The organism is Streptomyces sp. NPDC000983 (assembly GCF_040299205.1).
Taxonomy (GTDB): domain Bacteria; phylum Actinomycetota; class Actinomycetes; order Streptomycetales; family Streptomycetaceae; genus Streptomyces.
In genome coordinates, this window is record NZ_JBEPBM010000039.1 from 1 (window position 1) to 19,102 (window position 19,102).

Consider the following 19,102-nt stretch of genomic DNA (forward strand, 5'->3'; position numbering starts at 1 on the left):
TGGTCGCGGCACTCGTTCTGCTTGCGGACACGCTCTATAAGTATTCGCAGGGCCGGGCGTCGCTCTGGGATGTGGCGTTCGCCGCGCTGGAGTGCATACCCGGCGTCAAGGGCATCACCACGCTCGGCCGACTCGCCAAGGGCGCCAAGGAACTGGGCAAGCTGGGCCTCAAGGGCATGGCCAAGGGCCTCGGCAAGGGCCTGCGCCGGGAGGCCGACGACGCCGCCGCGCACGGCAAGCCGCCCAAGGGCCGCTGCAAGAACGGCGACCCGATCGACATGATCTCCGGCGAGATGCTGATGCAGGACACGGACGTCGACCTGCCGGGCCTGCTCCCGCTGGTCCTGCGCCGCACCCACCTCTCCAGCTACCCCTACGGCCGACTCTTCGGCCCCTCCTGGGCCTCCACGCTCGACGAGCGCGTCGAACTGGACGACGAGGGCGCGGTCTTCGCCACCGAGGACGGCATGCTCCTGTTCTACCCGGTGCCGACGCCCGGCGCCTCGGTGCTGCCGCTGGAAGGCCCGCGCCGCCCGCTGGACCTGGACGGGGCGCCCGACGCCCCGCTCCGGGTGACCGACCCGGACAGCGGCGTCACCCGCCACTTCGCGGCGCGCAGGAAGCCGACGGCACCCGACGAGGTCTTCACGCTGACGCTGGCCGCGCTCACCGACCGCAACGGCTTCCGCATCGACATCGACCGTGACCCTTACGGTGTGCCCGTCGCCGTCCGCGACGCGAGCGGACGCCGTTTGGACGTCGACACCGAGGACGGCCGCGTCACCGCGTTCCGGCTGCGCAACCCGGAGGACGGCCCCGAGGGCACGGTTCTCAGGCGCTTCGGCTACGACAGCGCCGGCAACCTCAGCGAGGTCCACAACTCCAGCGGGCTGCCCCGCAGACTCGCCTACGACGCCCGCACCCGGATCACGTCCTGGACCGACCGCAACGGCTACTCGTACCACTTCACCTACGACGCCCTCGACCGCTGCATCGCCGGTCGGGGCGACGACGGCAGCCTCGCCTGCACGGTCGAGTACGCCAGCGAGAACCGCGAGACGCGGTACACGGACGCGCTCGGCAACACCACCACGTACCGCTACAACGAGCTGCACCAGCTCGTCGCGGAGACCGACCCGCTCGGCCACACCACCCACTCCGAGTGGGACCGCTACGGCCGGATGCTCTCCCGCACCGACGAACTCGGCCGCACCACCCGCTTCACCCTCGGCGAGCACGGCGAGCCGCTGCGCATGGACCGGCCGGACGGCACCACCGTCGTGGTGGAGTACGACGCGGAACTCCAGCCCGTGGCCGTGACCAACCCCGACGGCGGACGCTGGCAGTGCGCGTGGGACGAGCGGGGCAACCTGCTCTCCAGCACCGACCCGCTGGGCGCGGTGACCGCGTACACCTACGACGCGCGCGGGCACCGGATCGCGGAGACCGACGCGCTCGGCAACACCGTCCGCTTCGAGACCGACGGGACCGGGCTGCCGGTGCGCGTCGTCGATCCGCGGGGCAGCGCCGCCACCCTGAGCCGGGACGCGTACGGCCGCGTCGTGCGGATCGAGGACCCGGTCGGCGGCACCGTCCGCCAGGGCTGGAGCGTCGAGGGCCTGCCCCTGTGGCGGGAGCGCGCCGACGGCAGCCGCGAGTCCTGGTCCTACGACGCCGAGGGCAACCTCGTCGAGCACACCGCGCCGGGCGGCCTCACCACCACCTTCGAGTACGGCGCCTTCGACCTGCCCAGCGCCCGCACCGACCCCGACGGCACCCGCCACCTCTTCACCCACGACGCCGAGCTGCGCCTCACCGCGGTCACCAATCCGGCCGGTGGGCAGTGGAGTTACCGCTACGACGCCGCGGGCCACCTGACCGGCGAGACCGACTTCAACGACCGCACGGTCAGCTACGCCTACGATCCGACCGGCCGCCAGACCGAGCGCACCAACGGCACCGGCCAGACCGTACGGATCACCCGCGACGCCGCCGGCCGGGCCGTGTCGGCGCTCGCCGACGACGGCACGGTCACCTCCCTGCGCTACGACGCCTCCGGCCGCATGGTCGAGGTCGTGACCCCCGACAGCAGGGTCGGCCACGCCTACGACGCGGTGGGCCGGATCGTCGCCGAGTCGGTGGACGGCCGTACCGTGACCAGCGAGTACGACCTGCTGGGCCGTCGTGTCCGGCGGACGACCCCCTCGGGCGCCGTCTCGCGGTGGTCGTACGACTCGGCCGGACTGCCCAGGGTGCTCGCCACCGCCGCCGGTGAGCTGACCTTCACCCATGACGCGGCCGGCCGGGAGACCGCCCGCGGCCTGGGCGGAGGGGCAACGCTCACCCAGTCCTGGGACTCGGGGCACCGGCTGGTGGAGCAGATCATCAGCGCGGGCGGAGGCGCGGAGGTGCGGCAGGCCCGCAGCTACGCCTACCGCGCCGACGGCCACCTCACCGAGATCACGGACCGCCTCTCCGGCACCCGACGCTTCGACCTCGACCGCGCGGGCCGCGTCACCCGTGTCTCCGCCGACACCTGGACCGAGTCCTACGCCTACGACGACCTCGGCAACCTCACCGCCGCGGCCCACCCGGCCCCGGGCGGCACCGATGCCCAGGGCCCGGCGCGGCACTCCGGCACGAAGGTCACCTCGGCGGGCCGCACCTCCTACGAGCACGACGCCCAGGGCCGGGTGACCCGGGTGATCCGGCGGACCCTGTCCGGACTGCGCCGCGTCTGGACGTACGTCTGGGACGCGGAGGACCGGCTCACCGAGGCCGCGACACCCGACCACGGAGTCTGGCGCTACCGCTACGACGCACTGGGCCGCCGTACCGCCAAGGTGCGCCTCGGCGAGGACGGCTCGGTCGCCGAGGAGATCCACTTCACCTGGGACGCCGCCAACCTCGCGGAGCAGCAGTCGCTCCGGGACGGTGTCGTGGAGACGGACACCTGGGACTGGGAGCCGGGCACGCACCGGGCGGCGGCACAGACGCGCAGCAGTTGGCGGACCGCGGACCCCTCGGTGGTCGAGCGCGAGTTCTACGCCATCGTGACGGACCTGGCCGGCACGCCCAGCGAACTCGTCGGCGAGGACGGGGAGATCGCCTGGCGGTCGGCGACCAGCCTGTGGGGCCGCCCGCTGCGCGGCGACGACGGCCTGTGCCCGCTGTCCTTCCCGGGCCAGTACCGCGACCCGGAGACGGGTCTGCACTACAACCTGTCCCGCTACTACGACCCCGACACCGCGACCTATCTCTCCCCGGACCCCCTCGGCCTCGACCCCGCCCCCAACCACCACCGCTACGTCGACAATCCGCTGCGCTGGAGCGACCCGCTCGGCCTCGAGGGCGACGAGCCGGTGCGCATCTACGACGACTCGACGTACGACAAGCACGGCTCGGGCTCCAGCTCCTCCGCCAAGGGCGAGATCGGCCGCGCCCCGTCGAACGGCCAGGCGGCACTGGACCGGTCCCTGCCGCTGGGCGACCCGGACAACCCGGCCAAGTTCCGTCGCGTCGGCGTGGACCACGTGAACAACGAGATCGTCGTGCTCGACCGGCACGAGTACGTCACCGACAAGAACGGCAAGATCGTCAAGGAGATCTACCATGGCCACGTGCAGGCCTCGTACCCGTCCAACAGCGTCAAGGAGAACGACCTGACCAGGCTGGTACGGGCCAAGATGATCAACAACAAGAAGAAGCAGAAGGTGCTCCCGCCGCCGTGCGATGACTGACGGGCGCAGAAGGGAAGTTGGGTGATGGCGGCCGAGTGGGACTGGGCGACCGGTGAGGGTCTGATGCGCATCGACGACCCCGCCGACTGGGATGCGGCGTACGAGCGCGGTGAGAACGGTCTGGGTACGGCGGTCATCGGGCTGGCCTTCAACTGCTCGCTGGCCGAGGCCTCGCCGCGCATTCTGAAGGCGATGCGGTTGACGGACCCCGGCCAGCGGGGCTTCGCCTTCACCGCGGCGGGCACCGCGGCCCGGCTCAACAACGCCCTGACCCCGGAGCTGTACGCGGCCCTGCGCGCGGAGGGGCGCCGGGGTTTCGCCGAAACCGCCATCGACGACACCCTGACGTTCGTCCCGTACCGGGATCTTCCCCCGTGGTTCAAATGGCAGACGTACGCGTCACGGGTGCGGGCCAAACTGGACTCCTGGCGTCTGACCCTCACGTATGCGGCGGAGGACGCCTGGAAGGCCGTACGCCGCCGCCGGTAGGGGATCAGGTGTGAGGTTCTCGACATGACGGAGAGAGGGCTCGCCTACGACGTGTTCGCGCCGTTGTGGGGCATCTCGGAACTGGCCGCGGTGTCCGCGGCGGGCGCGCGGTCCCTCGAAGACGTCTCACTCACGGACTTCGTGCGGACCCGTCGGGCCGAACTGGACGGCGTTCTCGAAGCGGTCCGGCTGATCGGCGGCTTCTCCGCCGACACCATGGCCGTCTTCGAGCGGCAGGGAGGGTGGAACTCGGACGGCGAGGTGACGCCCGAGTCCCTGATGCTGTACTCGGGTTGCATCGAGGCCTACCCGCCGGACACCGACGACCCCGCCGTCCTGCGGCGCATGCTGCGCATGGGCGCCGACCTCCAGTCGACCGCTCTCATGGACGCGTTGGTGGGAGTCGCCACGGTGCGGGGCCCCGGTCCGGCGAAGGCGCCGGTCCTGATCGTCGAAGCCGTGCGCGAGGCGGGCGAGCTGCTGGGCGCCGACGGCGGTCAACTGGCCCGGGACGCCTTCCGGATGTGGCGGGTCGCCCACCTCCCGAGCGCCCTGCGCCCGGACGCCCCGACCCCACCGGAGGCGAGGGAACGCGTCAGGGCCTACGCCCATGCCCTGGAGGAACTCCTCGAAGGTGCCTGACCACGAAGGCCAACGGATTCAGCCGCGCGGAGGGGAGCCCGCTCCATGGAATTCAGGTTCGCAGTGGCCGAGAACGAACTGCCGCCACCCAGTGGGTTCGACCTGGGGCACATCGACGTCCACGGCAGCGAGAACGATGCCACTTCGCGAGGCCGAACTCCGGATCAGTCGATGATGATCTACCTGTCCTTGACGCTGTTGCTGGACGGACTGAGACGTTTCCTCACCGGGCGGAAACCTGCGTATGAGTCCGCCGCGGTCGATTCTTCCTTCTCCTTGACGTTCACCCGAGTCGGCGGTGATCAGATCGATGTCAGCTACAGGGGCGTCGTCCTGGAGCGGTCGACGGCGAGGGAGCTTGCTGACGCTGTCTTCGAGTCGGCCCAGAGCTTCGCCCGCATGAGCCTGCCTGCCCTTCCGCCCGATGACGCCGGTCGAGAGGATCTCGAGTCCTCACTGGGCGAGTTCGCGAGGTTCCTTGAACGTGAGCAGCGTTGGTCCGCGCAGACCGACCGTGTCCTGAGTGAGGCCGGCTGGTATCCGGGTCGCGCTGTGTCGACCGTGCGGTGGGAGAACGCGCTGCGGGAGCGGGGAGGCTTCGAGATCCACGAAGCGGCGCGTGGCTTCCTGCGCGAATTCGGTGGGCTGGTGAGCGCCGAGCGGGGTCCGGGGAAGACGATGGCCCGCATGGGCTTCCGTCTCGACCCGGCCGTCGCGGAGAGGGAGGACGAGATCTTCGAGGCTCTGAGCGAAGAGGCCGGAGTCGCGCTCTACCCGATCGGGGAGGCGGACCGCGGCAACCAGTACCTGGCGATGGCTCCGAACGGCGCGGTGTACGTGGGCATGGACAGCGTCACCCTCCTGGCGCGGACCGCCGACGAGGCACTGGAGAAGCTGGCCGAGGGCGTTCGGTAGGGCGCCTGCACCCGGCACCGGCGCGTCTCAGTGTTCGGCCTCGGCCTTCAGGCTTCCGACCAGGGCCGTGAACGCCTCGGTGGGGAAGGAGAGGGGTGCGCGGGAGGGGTCCTTGGAGTCGCGGACGGCGATTCGGGGGTGGAGGTGGGCTATCTCCACGCAGGCGTTGCCCTCTCCGCCGCCGGAGTAGGAGGACTTCCGCCATATGGCCGGGGGGATCATTCGGCTACAGCTCCTTCGACAGCCGGTGGATGAAGTCGCGCGAACGCTCAGGAACGAGTGACGCGGCCTCCAGCCTATGGAAGAGGCGTCGATGGCGGCCCAGTTGGGCTTCGGCGTCGAGGAACGCCGTGCCGCTCGGGTCGTCGCGAACCGCGGTGTCCAGTTGGACGACGGGACCGCCCACGTACACCATGGCGGCCGCCGGCCCGGCGGAGCCTTCGCTCTCGAAGGGGACGACCCGCACGGTGACGTTGTCGTGCTCGGAGAGTTCCAGGACCTGCGCGAGCTGAGCCCTCGCCGCCGTGCGGTCCCGGACCTTGATCCGCAGTGCCGCTTCGTGAACCACGGCGGTGTACGGGATGGGCTCGGGGCCCTCGATGACGGCCCGGCGACCCATTCGGTGCTGCACCCAGTGCTCCAGCTCCTCCGCCGGGAACTCCGGGTTCACGAAGGAGAAGAGCGCACGCGCGTACTCCTCGGTCTGGAGCAAGCCGGGTACGTGGACGAACTCCACGTCCCAGCGGTACGTGGCGTGATGCTCCAGCTCGGAGAGATCCAGGAACGATGTGGGCAGCAGACCCCGGTACTCCTCCCACCATCCCCGGGGCCGATCGGTCGCCATGGCGACCAGGGCGCCGATCAACTCGGCATCGTCGCAGGCGTAGTGAGCGGCGAGCCGTCGTACCCGTGACTCGCTCACGCCCGCGGTGCCCGATTCGATCTGGCTCATCTGTACGGAGTCGGCCCCCAGCAGCGCCGCGGCCTCCCGCGCCTTCAGCCCCGAAGCCTCACGCAGTTTGCGCAGCTCCGCGCCCAACCGGGCCTGGCGGGCGGTGGGCTGCAAACGACGCGGCATGGGTGACCCCTCGTCTTCAACTGCCGACGGACAGTGACACGTTCGAGCGCAAGATTACGGCAGCGACTTGCGGCGTCCTAAATTTTAGACCTACCTTCAGTGACGCGACGCACACGCTGCGGAACCCCGGGACCCCGGAAGCGCACCGCCCCGTCCTGCCATGACGGCCGCGGCAATGCCACCGCCCGCCACCTCCGCCGCCGTACCCAACCCCCCACCACCCGGCAGGAGTTCACCCATGCCCACAGCGGAAGCCGAACCCTGGGAGTACACCCTGTACATCCCGCACGACATCAGAGCCGTCACCGTCTCCCGCCGCACCCTCCGCCTGATCCTGACCATGCACGGCCTGATCCGCCTCGTCGACACGGCCGAGCTGATCGCGACGGAGCTGGTCGCCAACTCCGTACGCCACACGGCCGGGCCCGCCGCGCTGCGGGTGCGCTGGTCGGCCGGCGTCCTGCGGATCGGCGCGTGGGACGCGGACCCCGAGCCGCCCGACCCCCCGCAGACGTGGACGCGGTGGGAGGAGGCCGAGGAGGGCCGGGGCCTGGCCCTGGTGCGGGCCTGCGCCGACGTATGGGGCTGGCACCCGCTGGCCAGAAACGGAAACCGGGGCAAGTACGTGTGGTGTGACCTCGTCGCGGCGTAGCTCGTTGATCACATCGGATGGAAAGGAAGGCGGATGGTCGGCTCGTCGCACGAAGGTCTCCACCGGATCTGTCAGAAGGACCCGGCGGGGTTCACCCGCACCCTTCAGAAGGTGCTGCGCATTCCGATTCCCGAACCGCGTGACTTCGCGGTGCTCAACGCCGATCTGACGGAGATCGAACCGGTCGAACGGCGCGTGGACACCCTGTTACGGGCGGAGACGGACGAGGGGTCCTATCTGCTGGTCGTCGAGTCCCAGGGGAAGCAGGACGACTGCAAGCGCAGCAGCTGGGCCTACTACCTCAGCTTGGAGACCACGGACCCCCGACAGTGCGGGGATGCTCGCTCAGTTCGTCGAGTCGTGCCTGGTCGATGCCCAGGCCATGCAGATCTGGAAGGAGCTGATGATGCCGGTCAACTACTTCTTCCGGCACGAGGTCGCCGAGAAGGTCCGGGCGGAGGCTCGGGAAGAGGGCCGGGAAGAGGGCTGGGAGGAAGGTGTCGAGGCGGAGCGTGCCGCCATGGTGCTCCGGATCCTCGACTGGCGCGGTGTTCCGGTGCCGGATTCCGTCCGGGAGCGGGTGTCGGACTGCTCGGACCTGGAGCAACTGGGCGTCTGGGCGCAGCGGGCCGTACACGCCACCGCGGCTGAGGATCTCTTCGTCGAGGGGCCGAGCGGCGGTTGAGGCCGCGGCGGGTGATTGTGCGGGAAGTGTGAGGGCCCGGGGGCGGCGGCTTCCCGGGCAACTCCGGGCATTCGGGGCGATGGTGGCGCTTTCGTGGCGCGCTCGCCGGGTCCGTTGTGCGCGGGCCTTCGACGGTCACCCGTACAGTCCATAAGATCTCCGTACACCCGAGGGTGTACTACGCCCGCCACCGGCCCCAACCCGCCGGACTCGACCCCAGGACACCTCCCATGCCGCGACGTTCCAGCTCGTCGGGAAGCCCGACGGGAAGCCCGACCACCCCGCGGAACCGGACCCCGCAGCCCGTGCGGGTGCGGCGGCGTACGTTCGGGGACTTCGTCAAGGCGTTCCTCGCGTTCGTCGCGCTGCTGGTGCTGGTCGTCGGTGTGCCGGCGGCGCTCGCCACCCAGCTCGGCTGGCCGGTGCCCACCACCTGGGACCCGGGGGAGTGGCTGCGCCAGGAGCTGAGTGTCGGTACCTTCCTCGACATCCTGACCTTCTTCGTCTGGCTGGCCTGGGCGCAGTTCACCGCCTGTGTGATCGTCGAGATGAAGGCCGCCGTGTCGGGCGTCGGCGTCCCGGGACGGGTCCCGGGGTCCGGGCCGAGCCAGTTGCTCGCCCGGCAACTCGTCGCCGCGCTGCTGCTGGTCGGGGCGACCGCGGCCAGCCTCACCCCGGGGCTCGCGCAGTTCGGGCAGGGCCTGGAGGGCAACCAGCGCGGTACCGTCGCCGCCGCCCAGCAGACCCCCGGCGGCGGGCTCTTCGCCCAGCAGCAGGAGCGGTCCGCGGCCTCCGCTGCGGCCGTCGCCGAGCAGGCGGCGCAGGCCGAGGCGAGCGCCGCGGCCGGCGCGGGCGCCAGTACGGCCAGGGACGGCGACACGAAGTACTACCGGATCCAGCCGCCGGAGGGCCGCCACCACGACTCGCTGTGGGAGATAGCCGAACGGCACCTCGGCGACGGCCGCCGGTACAAGGAGATCTACCAGCTCAACAAGGACCGCGTGCAGCCCGACGGTTCGCGGTTGTCGGAGGCCAGCCTCATCCGGCCCGGCTGGATCATGGAGATGCCGGGTGACGCCCGCGGCGGCGACCTGGTCGAGATGCCCGACGAGTCCCCCGAGGTCTCGCCCGAGGTCCAGCAGCAGATCCACGACTACGCCAAGACCGGCGACCACGCCCAGGGCGGCGGCGAGGGCGCCGACGGCGGGTCCGTCCCGGCACAGCGGCCCGCCCCCGAGCCCGCCCCCGACCAGCGGGGCGACGGACAGGACCGGCAGGCCGGGCACCGGCAGCAGACGCCCGCCGCCACCCCCGCCACCGAGTCCTCCGACAGTGCCTTCGGCCTGCCCGAGGCGCTCCTCACCGCCCCCCTCCTCGCCGCCGGCCTCCTCGGCGCCCTCGGCCGCCGTCGCCGGCAGGCCCTGTGGCAGTCGGCGCTCGGTTCCGTCGGCGGCCGGCGCGGCATGGAGCCGCCCACCCCGACCGGCGACGCCGCCGACGTCCAGGACGCCCTCCTGGTCGGCGCCGACCCCGAGGGCGTACGCCTGCTGGACCGTTCCCTGCGCGGGCTCGCCGCGTCCCTCGCGCAGGAGTCCCGCGCGCTGCCCACCGTCTACGCGGCCTGGCTCAGCAACGGCGACCTGCACCTCCAGCTCGCCCAGCCCGCCGGGAAGCCGCCCACGCCCTGGCAGCTCGGGCAGGACCAGACGTTCTGGATGCTGGCCCGCGCCGACGCCGAGGCGTACGAGGACGTCGACACCGCCGCCCCCTACCCCGGCCTGGTCTGCCTCGGCACCATGGACGACTCGCGGCTGCTGCTGAACCTGGAGTCCGTGCCCGGCATCGTCTCCCTCGCCGGCCGCGAGGCCGACCGGGCGGCCGTGTTCGCCTCGGTCGCCGCCGAACTGGCCACCAACGGCTGGTCGGACCGGATGACCATCACCCTCGTCGGGTTCGGGCAGGACCTCACCCCCCTCGCCCCGAACCGGCTGCGCCACCTCGACGGCATCGACGACCTGATCGAGACCATGGAGGCCGAGACCCGGCAGCGGCGCGGCGCGCTCGGCGCGGCCGGCCAGGACTCCGTGCTCACCGGACGCACCGGGCCCGCCCAGCACACCCGCTGGGCCCCGCACCTCGTCCTGCTCGCCGCCGAACCCTCCGCCGACGACGCCGTCAAACTCGCCGAACTCGCCTCCGACGCCAGCCGCCTCGGCATCGGATACCTCGTCGGCACCGAGACCGGCGACCTGCCGGGCGCCGCCTGGGAGATGGAGATCACCGGCGAGGGCAAGCTGCTCGCCCCGCTGCTCGGCCTGGAGCTGGAGGCGCAGTCGCTGCCGGCCGCCCAGCAGCGGGCCGTGGTCGAACTGTTCGTGCAGGCCGACCCGGACGGCGGCCCGGACGGCGGCCCCGTCAACACCCCGCCGTTCCTCGTCGACGTCAGCGAGCAGGGGCGGCCCGCGGTCTACGCCCGCCTCGTCGGCCCGTACGAGATCATCGGCCTCGACACCCCGGACGGCGAGCGCAGCGCCCTGCTCCACGAGGCGCTCGCGCTGCTGCTCCTGCACCGCGAGGGCGTGCACCCGCGGGTGCTGTCCTCCGCGCTGTGGCCGCGCGGGGTCACCGAGGACGTACGCGACGCGCTGCTGGAGCGGCTCGGCGCCTGGCTGGGCACCGACCCGGACGGCGGCGAGCGGCTGCGCACCGACTCCACCGGACGGCTCACCCTCGCCCGGTCCGTGGTCTCCGACCTCGACGTGCTGCGGTCGCTGTACCACGAGGCCACCCAGGGCCGGGGCGTCGGCAGCCGCGCGGTGCGCGGGCGGCTGCTCACCGACGCGCTGGTGCTGGTGCGCGGACCCCTGCTCGCCGACCGGGCCGAGGGCCGCTACCGCTGGCTCACCCACGAGATCGTCGACGCCCAACTGCCGCTGCTCGTCGCGGACATCGGGCTCGCGCTGTCCGCGTTCCACCTGGAGAAGGACCGCGCGGAGAAGGCCATCGAGGCCCTCACCGCGGCCCTGAACTCCGCGCCCGACGACGAGCGCCTGTGGCACGAGCTGCTGCGCGCCACCCACTCCACCGGCGACGCCGCCCGCCTCCGGGCGCTCGCCGCCGACCTCGTCGTACGCAGCGGGGCCCGCGGTCTGCCGCCCCGCACGGAGGCGCTGCTCGACGAGCTGCTGCCGGCCTGGCGCTCCGACGCCACCGCCGCGGGATGACCGACCTCGCCCTGGTGCTCGCCGCCGCGCTGTGGGGTGCGGCGGCGGGCGCGTTCCTGCCCCGGGCCGCCTACCGCTTCTCCGCCCCGGCGGGCGAGCCCTGGCGGGACGGCTGCCCGCAGGGGCATCCGGTGCCCGGCTGGCTCGGCCGCGCGCACTGCGCGCGGTGCGGTACGGCGTACGGCCCCGGAGTCCTCCCTCTCTCCCTCGCGACCGCGCTGGTCTGCGCCGCCCTCGCCGCGGCCACCGGCACCCGCCCCGAGCTGGGTGTCTGGCTGCTGCTCGGGCCGGTCGGGGTGCTGCTCGCGGTCGTCGACTTCCGGGTGCAGCGGCTGCCGGACGCCCTGACCCTGCCGCTCGCCGCCGCCGCGCTCGTCCTGCTCGGCGTGGTCGCCCTGCTCCCCGAGCACGCGGGCGCGTGGCCGACCGCCCTCTACGGCGCCCTCGCGCTCGGCGGCGGCTACCTCGTCCTCTTCCTGATCAACCCCGCCGGAATGGGCTTCGGCGACGTCAAGCTCGCCCTCGGCACGGGCGCGGCCCTCGGCTGGTACGGCTGGTCGACGCTGATGCTCGGCACCTTCGCCGGGTTCCTGCTCGGCGCGCTGTACGGGGGCGCGCTGGTCGTCGTACGGCGGGCGGGGCGCAGGACGGCGATCCCGTTCGGCCCGTTCCTGATCACCGGCGCCTTCCTGGGACTGCTCGCGGGGGCGTACGCGGCGTGAGGGCGGGGCCGGGGCGGTCTCGGCCGGTCCCACGGCGGGGGCCGTACGGTTCGCGGCGGGGCCGGTACGGCCTGACGTCCGGCGTTCACAGCCGCTGGCGTAGGCTGGCTTGGTCCGTCCACAACCCTTGACGAAAGGGACGCCCCCGGTGACCGAGAAGGCCGACCTCCAGTCTGTGCTCGACCGTGCCGCAGAGGGCGGGCGGATCACCCCAGAGGAGGCGCTCGACCTCTACCGCGACGCCCCGCTGCACGCGCTCGGCGCCGCCGCCGACGCCGTACGCCGCCGCCGGTACGCGGGTACCGAGCACATCGCGACGTACATCATCGAGCGCAACATCAACTACACGAACGTCTGCGTGACGGCGTGCAAGTTCTGCGCCTTCTACGCGGCCCCCAAGGACAAGACCAAGGGCTGGACCCGCGACCTCGACGACATCCTGCGCCGGTGCGCGGAGACCGTCGAACTCGGCGGTACCCAGATCATGTTCCAGGGCGGCCACCACCCGGACTACGGCGTCGAGTACTACGAGCACCACTTCTCCGCCATCAAGAAGGCCTTCCCCCAACTGGTCATCCACTCGCTGGGCGCCTCCGAGGTCGAGCACATGGCCCGGATCTCCAAGGTGTCGGTCGAGGAGGCGATCCAGCGCATCCACACCGCCGGCCTCGACTCCTTCGCCGGCGCCGGTGCCGAGCTGCTCCCGGCCCGGCCCCGCAAGGCGATCGCCCCGCTGAAGGAGTCCGGCGAGCGCTGGCTGGAGATCATGGAGATCGCCCACGGGCTGGGCGTCGAGTCCACCTCCACGATGCTGATGGGCACCGGCGAGACCAACGCCGAGCGCATCGAGCACCTGCGGATGATCCGCGACGTACAGGACCGCACGGGCGGCTTCCGCGCCTTCATCCCGTACACCTACCAGCCCGAGAACAACCACCTGAAGGGCCGCACGCAGGCCACGCTCTTCGAGTACCTGCGGATGATCGCCGTCGCCCGGCTCTTCATGGACAACATCGCCCACATCCAGGGCTCCTGGCTGACCACCGGCAAGGAGGTCGGCCAGCTCTCCCTGCACTACGGCGCGGACGACCTCGGCTCGATCATGCTGGAGGAGAACGTCGTCTCCAGCGCGGGTGCCAAGCACCGCTCCAACCGGCTGGAGATCATCGACCTCATCCGCAAGGCGGGGCGCGTGCCGGCGCAGCGGGCGACCACGTACGAGCACCTCGTGGTCCACGACGACCCGGCGAACGACCCCGTAGACGAGCGGGTCATGTCCCACATCTCCTCGACGGCGATCGAGGGCGGCACCGCCCACCCCGAGTTGAAGCTGCTCGCCTCCAACTAGCGCCGGGCGCCCATCAGATGCTGACCATCCACGCCGCGGACCAGGTCCGGTACACCTGGGACGCGGAGCCGATCGAGGACGGTGCCGTCGCCGTCGAGGGCAACCGGGTCGCCGCCGTCGGACCGCTGGCGGAGCTGACCGAACGCTTCCCGGGCGCCCGTGTACGGCGGTGGCCCGGGGTGCTCGGCCCGGCGCACGTCCACGGCGGGCCGCTGCCCGAGGCGCCGAGTCCGCGCGAGCGCGTGCACGAGGTGCTCAAGCGGGGCGCGGTCGCCGTCCTCGCCGAGCACGCCGGCACGCCCGAACTCCGTGCCGCGGCCCAGCGGAACGACGTCGCCGTACTGCCGGGGCCGCGCCCTGTCGCCATCGTCGACCTGGGCCGCGCCGACCTCGCCGTCTTCGACTCGGCCGGCGCCTGCATCGCCACCGTGTGCGCGGGGCGACTGGTGCACCGGCGCCGCTAGTTCCCGCACGGGGCTCAGCCGGCCGAGAACGCCTCCGCGAACGCCCCCGCGCTCTGCTCCACCCCGCTGCAGTCGTTCTGCGCGTCGTCCTCCCCGGCGCTGCCCGCCTCGCACTCCTGGTCGCGGAAGGTCGACCACATCGACACCCAGGCGATGCCCTTCTCCTGAGCGAACCGCCGTACCTGCGCCGCGTCCTGGAGGGTGAACGTCTCCCCGGCCACGTCGTTCACGCCGATCATCGAGGTGAGCGCCATGCCACGCCAGGCCGCCGCCGAGGACGTGCCGAAGACGTCCCGCAACTGCGTGTGCGCGGCCCGCGCGGCCGTGAGGGCGTACCCGCCCATGTCACCGTCGTAGGACTCGCCGTAGTTCATGGTCATCAGGTTCACCGTGGAGACCTGGACGCCGTGGTCGTTGGCGGAGTCGAGCAGCGCGATGCCGTCGTCGTCGAGTCCGGACGGCATCACGGGGAGCGTGAAGGAGACGGTGAGGTCCTCGCGCTCCTGCTGGAGCAGGGCTATCGCCTGTGAACGCAGGTCCACCGAGGCGGAGTCGGACAGTTCGTCGCCCTCGATGTCGAAGTCGGCCCGGGTGGCGCCGGCCGCGTCCAGCGCCTCGCCGTACGCCTCGGCCAGGTCGGCGGCGCTGTCGCAGTGCGTGGCGAGTTCGTCCCCGGAGGCGCCGCCGAAGGAGACCCGGACCGAGCCGCCGGTCGCCGTCAGCTTCGCGATCCGGTCCGCCACGGTCGAGTCGTCGACCCCGTACACCCCGCTCCAGCTCGGAGCGCAGTCGGTGCCGTCCGCGATCGCGAAGGCGAGGTTGTAGGTGGTGGGGGAGCCGGCGCTGTCGTTGGCGGAGGAGGTGAGGGCGCTGACGTAGGGGGCGTAGGCGGTGGTGGCGGCGGGCGCCTCGGAGGTGGGCGGTGTGTCCGCCCCGGAGGAGGACGTCGTCTCCGCCGAACAGCCACTGGTTGCCAGGGCAAACAGCAGGACGAGCCCGGCCGTCGGCTTCAGGAAACTCCGCATCGGGTGCTCACCAGCTCTCGTGTTTTCTGTCTCAAGTCCGAAACCGAATGACGTTCCAGGGCTGGAAATGTCTCACACCGGCCTGGGCCCACCCCGTGTTTTGGCGGAACAGGGGGCGAATCTCTCAGAGAAGGGACAGGTCAAGACGTTTCTCATGGGTGCCTCACATGGATTCCGACACCTTGGGCACATAAAGCCTCCCTAATATCCGGGGAATGCATTCCGAGCCTGCCGTCGAAAGCCGCGCCACCGCGCGCGGTCGCCGCCGCAAACGCGGCAACGGGTCCGTCGAGGGGCCCGTGTTCGTTGACAACTCCGGACGCCGTTCGAAGGTGCTGCGCCGTATCGGCGTCCTCGTCGGCGTCGGCTGTGTCGGGTACGCGGTCGTGCTGGGCATGGCCTTCATGGGCATCGGCACCTCGATCGACCCGGCCGAGCTGCTGCCCTTCGGCAACAGCGCCCAGGGCGGCGGCCCGGGCGGCGGCGGCCCCGGCGCCCAGCCGCAGGGCGGCATCGGCGGCGAGGCCCCGCCCAGCGGCGCGCCGTCGGCCCCGCCGTCCGGCGCCGCCGCACCCACCGCCTCCGCCCCCACCGCCAACTGACCCTGGACGCAGCCACTCCCATGACTACGACGACGCCCTCACGCGGCCGCCGGCGCGCCCCCACCCGGATGGAACGGGTGGCCGGCCGGGCCGCGGCGCTGCAGAAACCGCGGGTCATCCTCGCCCTGCTGCTCCTGCTCGCGCTGACCAGCATCATGCTGCTCGACGGCTATCTGCGCGCCGAGGTCGGCGGCGACCAGCGCGTACGCACCGGGGCCAGCGCGAGCGACGTACCGGACGACGTCCTCGACGGCGGCCCGATCCTCACCTTCCAGGGCGGACAGGCCACCACGGTCTCGGTGCCGGACAAGACCATCGCGCTGACCTTCGACGACGGCCCGAACCCCACCTGGACCCCGCAGGTCCTGGAGATCCTGGAGGAGTACGACGTCCCGGGGACCTTCTTCGTGGTCGGCTCGATGGTCTCCCGCTACCCCGGGATCGTGCGGGACCTGGTCGAACAGGGCAACGAGGTCGGCATCCACACCTTCACCCACGTCGACCTGTCGTACCAGAGCGAGGCCCGGGTCACCCGGGAGATGACCCAGACCCAGCTCGCGCTGGCGGGCGCGGCCGGCATCACGACGACCCTGTTCCGGGCGCCGTACTCCTCGAAGACGGACGCCATCGACAACTACAGCTGGCCCGTCTACCAGGAGCTCGGCGAGGACGGCTACACCAGCGTCTTCGTCGACACCGACAGCGACGACTGGAAGCGGCCGGGCGTCTCGAAGATCGTCAAGTGGGCGACGCCGAGCGACGGCGAGGGCGCCTCGGTGCTCTTCCACGACGCGGGCGGCGAGCGGTCGCAGACGATCGCGGCGCTGCCGAAGTACATCGAGAAGATGAAGGCGAAGGGCTACACCTTCACCACGATCAGCGGGGTCATGCAGGAGCAGGGGCCGTCCGGCGGTTCGGCGGGCGCGGGCGGTGCGGGCGATGCCGGTGCGGCGGGTGGCGCCGCGGGTGGTGCCGCTGCCCCCGGTGCTTCCGCCGCGCCAGGCGCCGCCGGTTCCGGTGCTGCGGCTTCCGGTGCCGCGGCTTCCGGGCTTCAGGGTGCCCACCGTGAGGCCACCGGCGCGACCCTGTACGAGGGCAAGGCGCTCATCGCGGCCGTGGCGGTCGCCGAGTGGACCGTGCCCGCGCTCTCCGTCGGGCTCATGGTCGTCGGGGTGGCGGTGATGGGCCGGTTCGGCATGATGCTGCTCCTCGCCCGCCGCCACCACCGCCTGCGCAACAAACGCAGATTCAGCTGGGGCCCGCCGGTCACCGAACCGGTCAGCGTGATCGTCCCGGCCTACAACGAGAAGGAGTGCATCGCCAACACCCTTCAGTCACTGGCCCGGAGCACGCACCCCATCGAGGTCATCGTCGTCGACGACGGCTCCACCGACGGCACCTCCGAACTGGCCCGCGCCGCCGCCGAGGAACTCGGCATGCGCAACGTCCGCGTCATCCGCCAGGAGAACGCCGGAAAGCCCGCCGCCCTCAACAACGGTGTGCGCAGCGCCAGTCACGCCATCGTCGTGATGATGGACGGCGACACCGTCTTCGAGCCGGACACCGTACGGCAGTTGGTGCAGCCCTTCGCCGACCCGGAGGTCGGCGCGGTCGCGGGCAACGCCAAGGTCGGCAACCGCAACACGGTCATCGGCGCCTGGCAGCACATCGAGTACGTGATGGGCTTCAACCTCGACCGGCGCATGTACGACCTGCTGCGCTGCATGCCCACCATCCCGGGCGCGATCGGCGCGTTCCGCCGGGACGCGGTGCTGGAGGTCGGCGGGATGAGCGAGGACACCCTCGCCGAGGACACCGACATCACCATCGCCCTGCACCGCGCGGGATGGCGGGTCGTCTACCAGGAGCACGCGCGCGCCTGGACCGAGGCGCCGGCCTCGCTCAAGCAGCTGTGGTCGCAGCGCTACCGCTGGTCCTACGGCACCATGCAGGCGCTGTGGAAGCACCGCAAGTCCCTGACGGACAAGGGCCCTTCGGGGCGCTTCGGCCGGGTCGGGATGCCGCTCGTCGTCGTCTTCCAGATCGTCACGCCGGTCTTCGCCCCGCTGATCGACGTGTTCACCCTCTACTCGATGATCTTCGTGGACTTCCGTGCGGCCCTGCTGGCCTGGTGCGCGGTGCTGGCCCTCCAACTGGTCTGCGCGGCCTACGCCTTCCGCCTGGACCGGGAGAAGTACCGGTACCTGCTGATGATGCCGCTCCAGCAACTGGCCTATCGGCAGATGATGTACCTCGTCCTCATCCACTCCTCCATCACCGCCCTGACCGGCGGCCGACTGCGCTGGCAGAAGCTGAAGCGCACCGGCGAGGTCGGCACGCCGACGGGGGTGGGCTGAGGTGGGCTCCCACCGCCGCGGGGGAGCGGCGGCCGCCGTACCGGCACCGCCCGCGCCACGGCCTTCGTCGCCCCCGTCGGTGCCGGGCCGGGACCGCTACTTCGACACCCTGCGGGCCGTCGCCCTGGTCCGGGTCGTGACGTACCACACCTTCGGGTGGGCCTGGGCCGGACTGGTCTTCCCCTCCATGGGCATCATGTTCGGCCTGGCCGGCACCCTGATGGCCAAGTCCCTGGAGCGGCCCGCGCTCAAGGTGGTCCGCGGCCGGCTGCGCCGACTGCTGCCGCCGTTCTGGTTCTGGGGCCTGTTCGTCGTGGTCGCGATGCTGGTCCACGGCTGGATGCCGGGCCGGGAGATCGTCTACTGGATCGTCCCGCTCGGCGATCCGCCGGGCGACGAGTGGGGCGTCCAGGCGTACGAGATCATCTGGTACCTGCGGACGTACCTGTGGTTCGTGCTGCTGTCCCCGCTGCTGCTGAAGGTGTTCCGGCTCGCCCCGGTCCCCGTACTGCTGGCCTCGCTCGCCCCGGTCGTACTGCTCCAGTTCCTCGGGTCGGCGCCGGACGGCCGCCTCGGCAGCGCCCTGTGGGACCTGTCGACGTACCTCTTCTGCTGGATCCTCGGCTTCGCCCACCGCGACGGGCTGCTCCGGCGGGCGAGACCGGCCGCGGTGATCGTGCTCTCGCTGGCCGCCCTCGGCTACGGCGCCTGGTACGCCCTCGCGCACCAGGGGGAGTACGGCACCTACGACCTCGACGACATCCCGCTCGCGCAGGCCTTCTGGTCCGCGGGGTTCGTGACGCTGCTGATGTGGGCCAAGGAACGCCTCCGGATCGACTTCGCGGGGCTGGGCCGGTTCCCGCGCCTGGACCGGCTGGTGACGGTCTTCAACGCCCGTGCCGTCACGATCTACCTCTGGCACGAGATCGCCCTCATCCTCGCCGTCCCGCTGATCGACCAGTTCTGGAAGGTGCCCGCCTTCGAGGCGCACCTGCCGCTGGAGAGCCAGTGGTTCATGTTCGGCGTCGGCTGGGTGCTGATCGCGGGGTTCGTCCTGCTGTGCGGCTGGGTGGAGGACGTCGCGGCCCGGAAGAGGCCGCGCCTCCTTCCGTGAGGCGGTCGGGGGTGCGGGGGCGGGCCGTCGGCCCGGCCTGCGGGG

The 19,102-nt window shown here is 71.8% G+C and carries 15 protein-coding genes and 1 pseudogene; 13 read left to right on the top strand and 3 right to left on the bottom strand.

Features of this window, described 5'->3' with window-relative positions:
* The 4 genes from ABT296_RS31600 to ABT296_RS31615 all read left to right on the top strand — a co-directional run.
* Positions 1-3,740 (top strand): DUF6531 domain-containing protein (locus ABT296_RS31600; protein WP_351932316.1); only part of this gene is annotated, 3,740 nt, incomplete at its 5' end.
* A gap of 24 nt (positions 3,741-3,764) precedes the next feature.
* The gene (locus ABT296_RS31605) at positions 3,765-4,229 is read left to right on the top strand and encodes a hypothetical protein (protein ID WP_351932318.1); all 465 of its coding nucleotides are present in this window, start codon (positions 3,765-3,767) and stop codon (positions 4,227-4,229) included.
* 24 nt (positions 4,230-4,253) lie between these two features.
* A complete protein-coding gene (locus ABT296_RS31610) occupies positions 4,254-4,871 on the top strand; it encodes a hypothetical protein (protein ID WP_351932320.1) in 618 nt (205 codons plus the stop codon).
* A 45-nt stretch (positions 4,872-4,916) separates the two neighbouring features.
* The gene (locus tag ABT296_RS31615; RefSeq protein ID WP_351932322.1) at positions 4,917-5,786 is read left to right on the top strand and encodes an SUKH-3 domain-containing protein; all 870 of its coding nucleotides are present in this window, start codon (positions 4,917-4,919) and stop codon (positions 5,784-5,786) included.
* Between the two features lie 27 nt (positions 5,787-5,813).
* On the opposite strand, the gene ABT296_RS31620 is transcribed toward ABT296_RS31615, so the two are convergent.
* A complete protein-coding gene (locus tag ABT296_RS31620) occupies positions 5,814-6,008 on the bottom strand; it encodes a DUF397 domain-containing protein (RefSeq protein WP_351932324.1) in 195 nt (64 codons plus the stop codon).
* A gap of 4 nt (positions 6,009-6,012) precedes the next feature.
* Complete coding sequence (locus ABT296_RS31625) at positions 6,013-6,864, bottom strand: helix-turn-helix domain-containing protein (protein WP_351932326.1); 852 nt, start codon at positions 6,862-6,864, stop codon at positions 6,013-6,015.
* Positions 6,865-7,102: 238 nt separating this feature from the next.
* Between ABT296_RS31625 and ABT296_RS31630 the strand changes: the two genes are divergently transcribed.
* The 6 genes and pseudogenes from ABT296_RS31630 to ABT296_RS31655 all read left to right on the top strand — a co-directional run bounded on the left by ABT296_RS31630 (position 7,103) and on the right by ABT296_RS31655 (position 13,959).
* Positions 7,103-7,516, top strand: coding sequence for an ATP-binding protein (locus ABT296_RS31630; RefSeq protein ID WP_351932328.1), 414 nt, complete (start codon positions 7,103-7,105; stop codon positions 7,514-7,516).
* Positions 7,517-7,549: 33 nt separating this feature from the next.
* Positions 7,550-8,201, top strand: a pseudogene (locus ABT296_RS31635) (hypothetical protein).
* A gap of 230 nt (positions 8,202-8,431) precedes the next feature.
* Positions 8,432-11,425, top strand: a complete 2,994-nt coding sequence (locus ABT296_RS31640) for a BTAD domain-containing putative transcriptional regulator (protein WP_351932330.1) — start codon at positions 8,432-8,434, stop codon at positions 11,423-11,425.
* On the top strand, positions 11,422-12,147 hold the full coding sequence (locus ABT296_RS31645; RefSeq protein ID WP_351932331.1) for a prepilin peptidase: 726 nt from the start codon (positions 11,422-11,424) through the stop codon (positions 12,145-12,147). Before ABT296_RS31640 ends, ABT296_RS31645 begins: the two co-directional genes overlap by 4 nt.
* Positions 12,148-12,295: 148 nt before the next feature.
* Complete coding sequence (mqnC, locus tag ABT296_RS31650; protein ID WP_351932333.1) at positions 12,296-13,495, top strand: cyclic dehypoxanthinyl futalosine synthase; 1,200 nt, start codon at positions 12,296-12,298, stop codon at positions 13,493-13,495.
* 17 nt (positions 13,496-13,512) lie between these two features.
* Complete coding sequence (locus ABT296_RS31655) at positions 13,513-13,959, top strand: imidazolonepropionase-like domain-containing protein (protein ID WP_351932335.1); 447 nt, start codon at positions 13,513-13,515, stop codon at positions 13,957-13,959.
* A 14-nt stretch (positions 13,960-13,973) separates the two neighbouring features.
* Here the strand turns inward: ABT296_RS31655 and ABT296_RS31660 are convergent, their stop codons facing one another.
* Complete coding sequence (locus ABT296_RS31660; RefSeq protein WP_351932337.1) at positions 13,974-14,984, bottom strand: chitinase; 1,011 nt, start codon at positions 14,982-14,984, stop codon at positions 13,974-13,976.
* 215 nt (positions 14,985-15,199) lie between these two features.
* On the opposite strand from ABT296_RS31660, the gene ABT296_RS31665 reads away from it, so the two are divergent.
* The 3 genes from ABT296_RS31665 to ABT296_RS31675 are packed head-to-tail and all read left to right on the top strand — an operon-like array spanning position 15,200 to position 19,057.
* Positions 15,200-15,586 (top strand): hypothetical protein, encoded by a 387-nt coding sequence (locus ABT296_RS31665; protein ID WP_351932339.1) that lies wholly within the window; start codon positions 15,200-15,202, stop codon positions 15,584-15,586.
* Between the two features lie 20 nt (positions 15,587-15,606).
* A complete protein-coding gene (locus tag ABT296_RS31670; RefSeq protein WP_351932341.1) occupies positions 15,607-17,943 on the top strand; it encodes a bifunctional polysaccharide deacetylase/glycosyltransferase family 2 protein in 2,337 nt (778 codons plus the stop codon).
* 1 nt (position 17,944) lies between these two features.
* The gene (locus ABT296_RS31675; protein ID WP_502977374.1) at positions 17,945-19,057 is read left to right on the top strand and encodes an acyltransferase family protein; all 1,113 of its coding nucleotides are present in this window, start codon (positions 17,945-17,947) and stop codon (positions 19,055-19,057) included.
* Positions 19,058-19,102: the final 45 nt, after the last annotated feature.

Excerpts from the sequence above, each read along its gene's own strand:
- ABT296_RS31630 (WP_351932328.1), top strand. The coding sequence starts at position 7,103 with ATGCCCACAGCGGAAGCCGAACCCTGGGAGTACACCCTGTACATCCCG.
- ABT296_RS31645 (WP_351932331.1), top strand. The coding sequence starts at position 11,422 with ATGACCGACCTCGCCCTGGTGCTCGCCGCCGCGCTGTGGGGTGCGGCG.
- ABT296_RS31625 (WP_351932326.1), bottom strand. The coding sequence starts at position 6,864 with ATGCCGCGTCGTTTGCAGCCCACCGCCCGCCAGGCCCGGTTGGGCGCG.
- ABT296_RS31670 (WP_351932341.1), top strand. The coding sequence starts at position 15,607 with ATGACTACGACGACGCCCTCACGCGGCCGCCGGCGCGCCCCCACCCGG.
- ABT296_RS31660 (WP_351932337.1), bottom strand. The coding sequence starts at position 14,984 with ATGCGGAGTTTCCTGAAGCCGACGGCCGGGCTCGTCCTGCTGTTTGCC.
- ABT296_RS31640 (WP_351932330.1), top strand. The coding sequence starts at position 8,432 with ATGCCGCGACGTTCCAGCTCGTCGGGAAGCCCGACGGGAAGCCCGACC.
- ABT296_RS31665 (WP_351932339.1), top strand. The coding sequence starts at position 15,200 with ATGCATTCCGAGCCTGCCGTCGAAAGCCGCGCCACCGCGCGCGGTCGC.
- ABT296_RS31615 (WP_351932322.1), top strand. The coding sequence starts at position 4,917 with ATGGAATTCAGGTTCGCAGTGGCCGAGAACGAACTGCCGCCACCCAGT.
- ABT296_RS31655 (WP_351932335.1), top strand. The coding sequence starts at position 13,513 with ATGCTGACCATCCACGCCGCGGACCAGGTCCGGTACACCTGGGACGCG.
- ABT296_RS31605 (WP_351932318.1), top strand. The coding sequence starts at position 3,765 with ATGGCGGCCGAGTGGGACTGGGCGACCGGTGAGGGTCTGATGCGCATC.
- ABT296_RS31620 (WP_351932324.1), bottom strand. The coding sequence starts at position 6,008 with ATGATCCCCCCGGCCATATGGCGGAAGTCCTCCTACTCCGGCGGCGGA.
- ABT296_RS31610 (WP_351932320.1), top strand. The coding sequence starts at position 4,254 with ATGACGGAGAGAGGGCTCGCCTACGACGTGTTCGCGCCGTTGTGGGGC.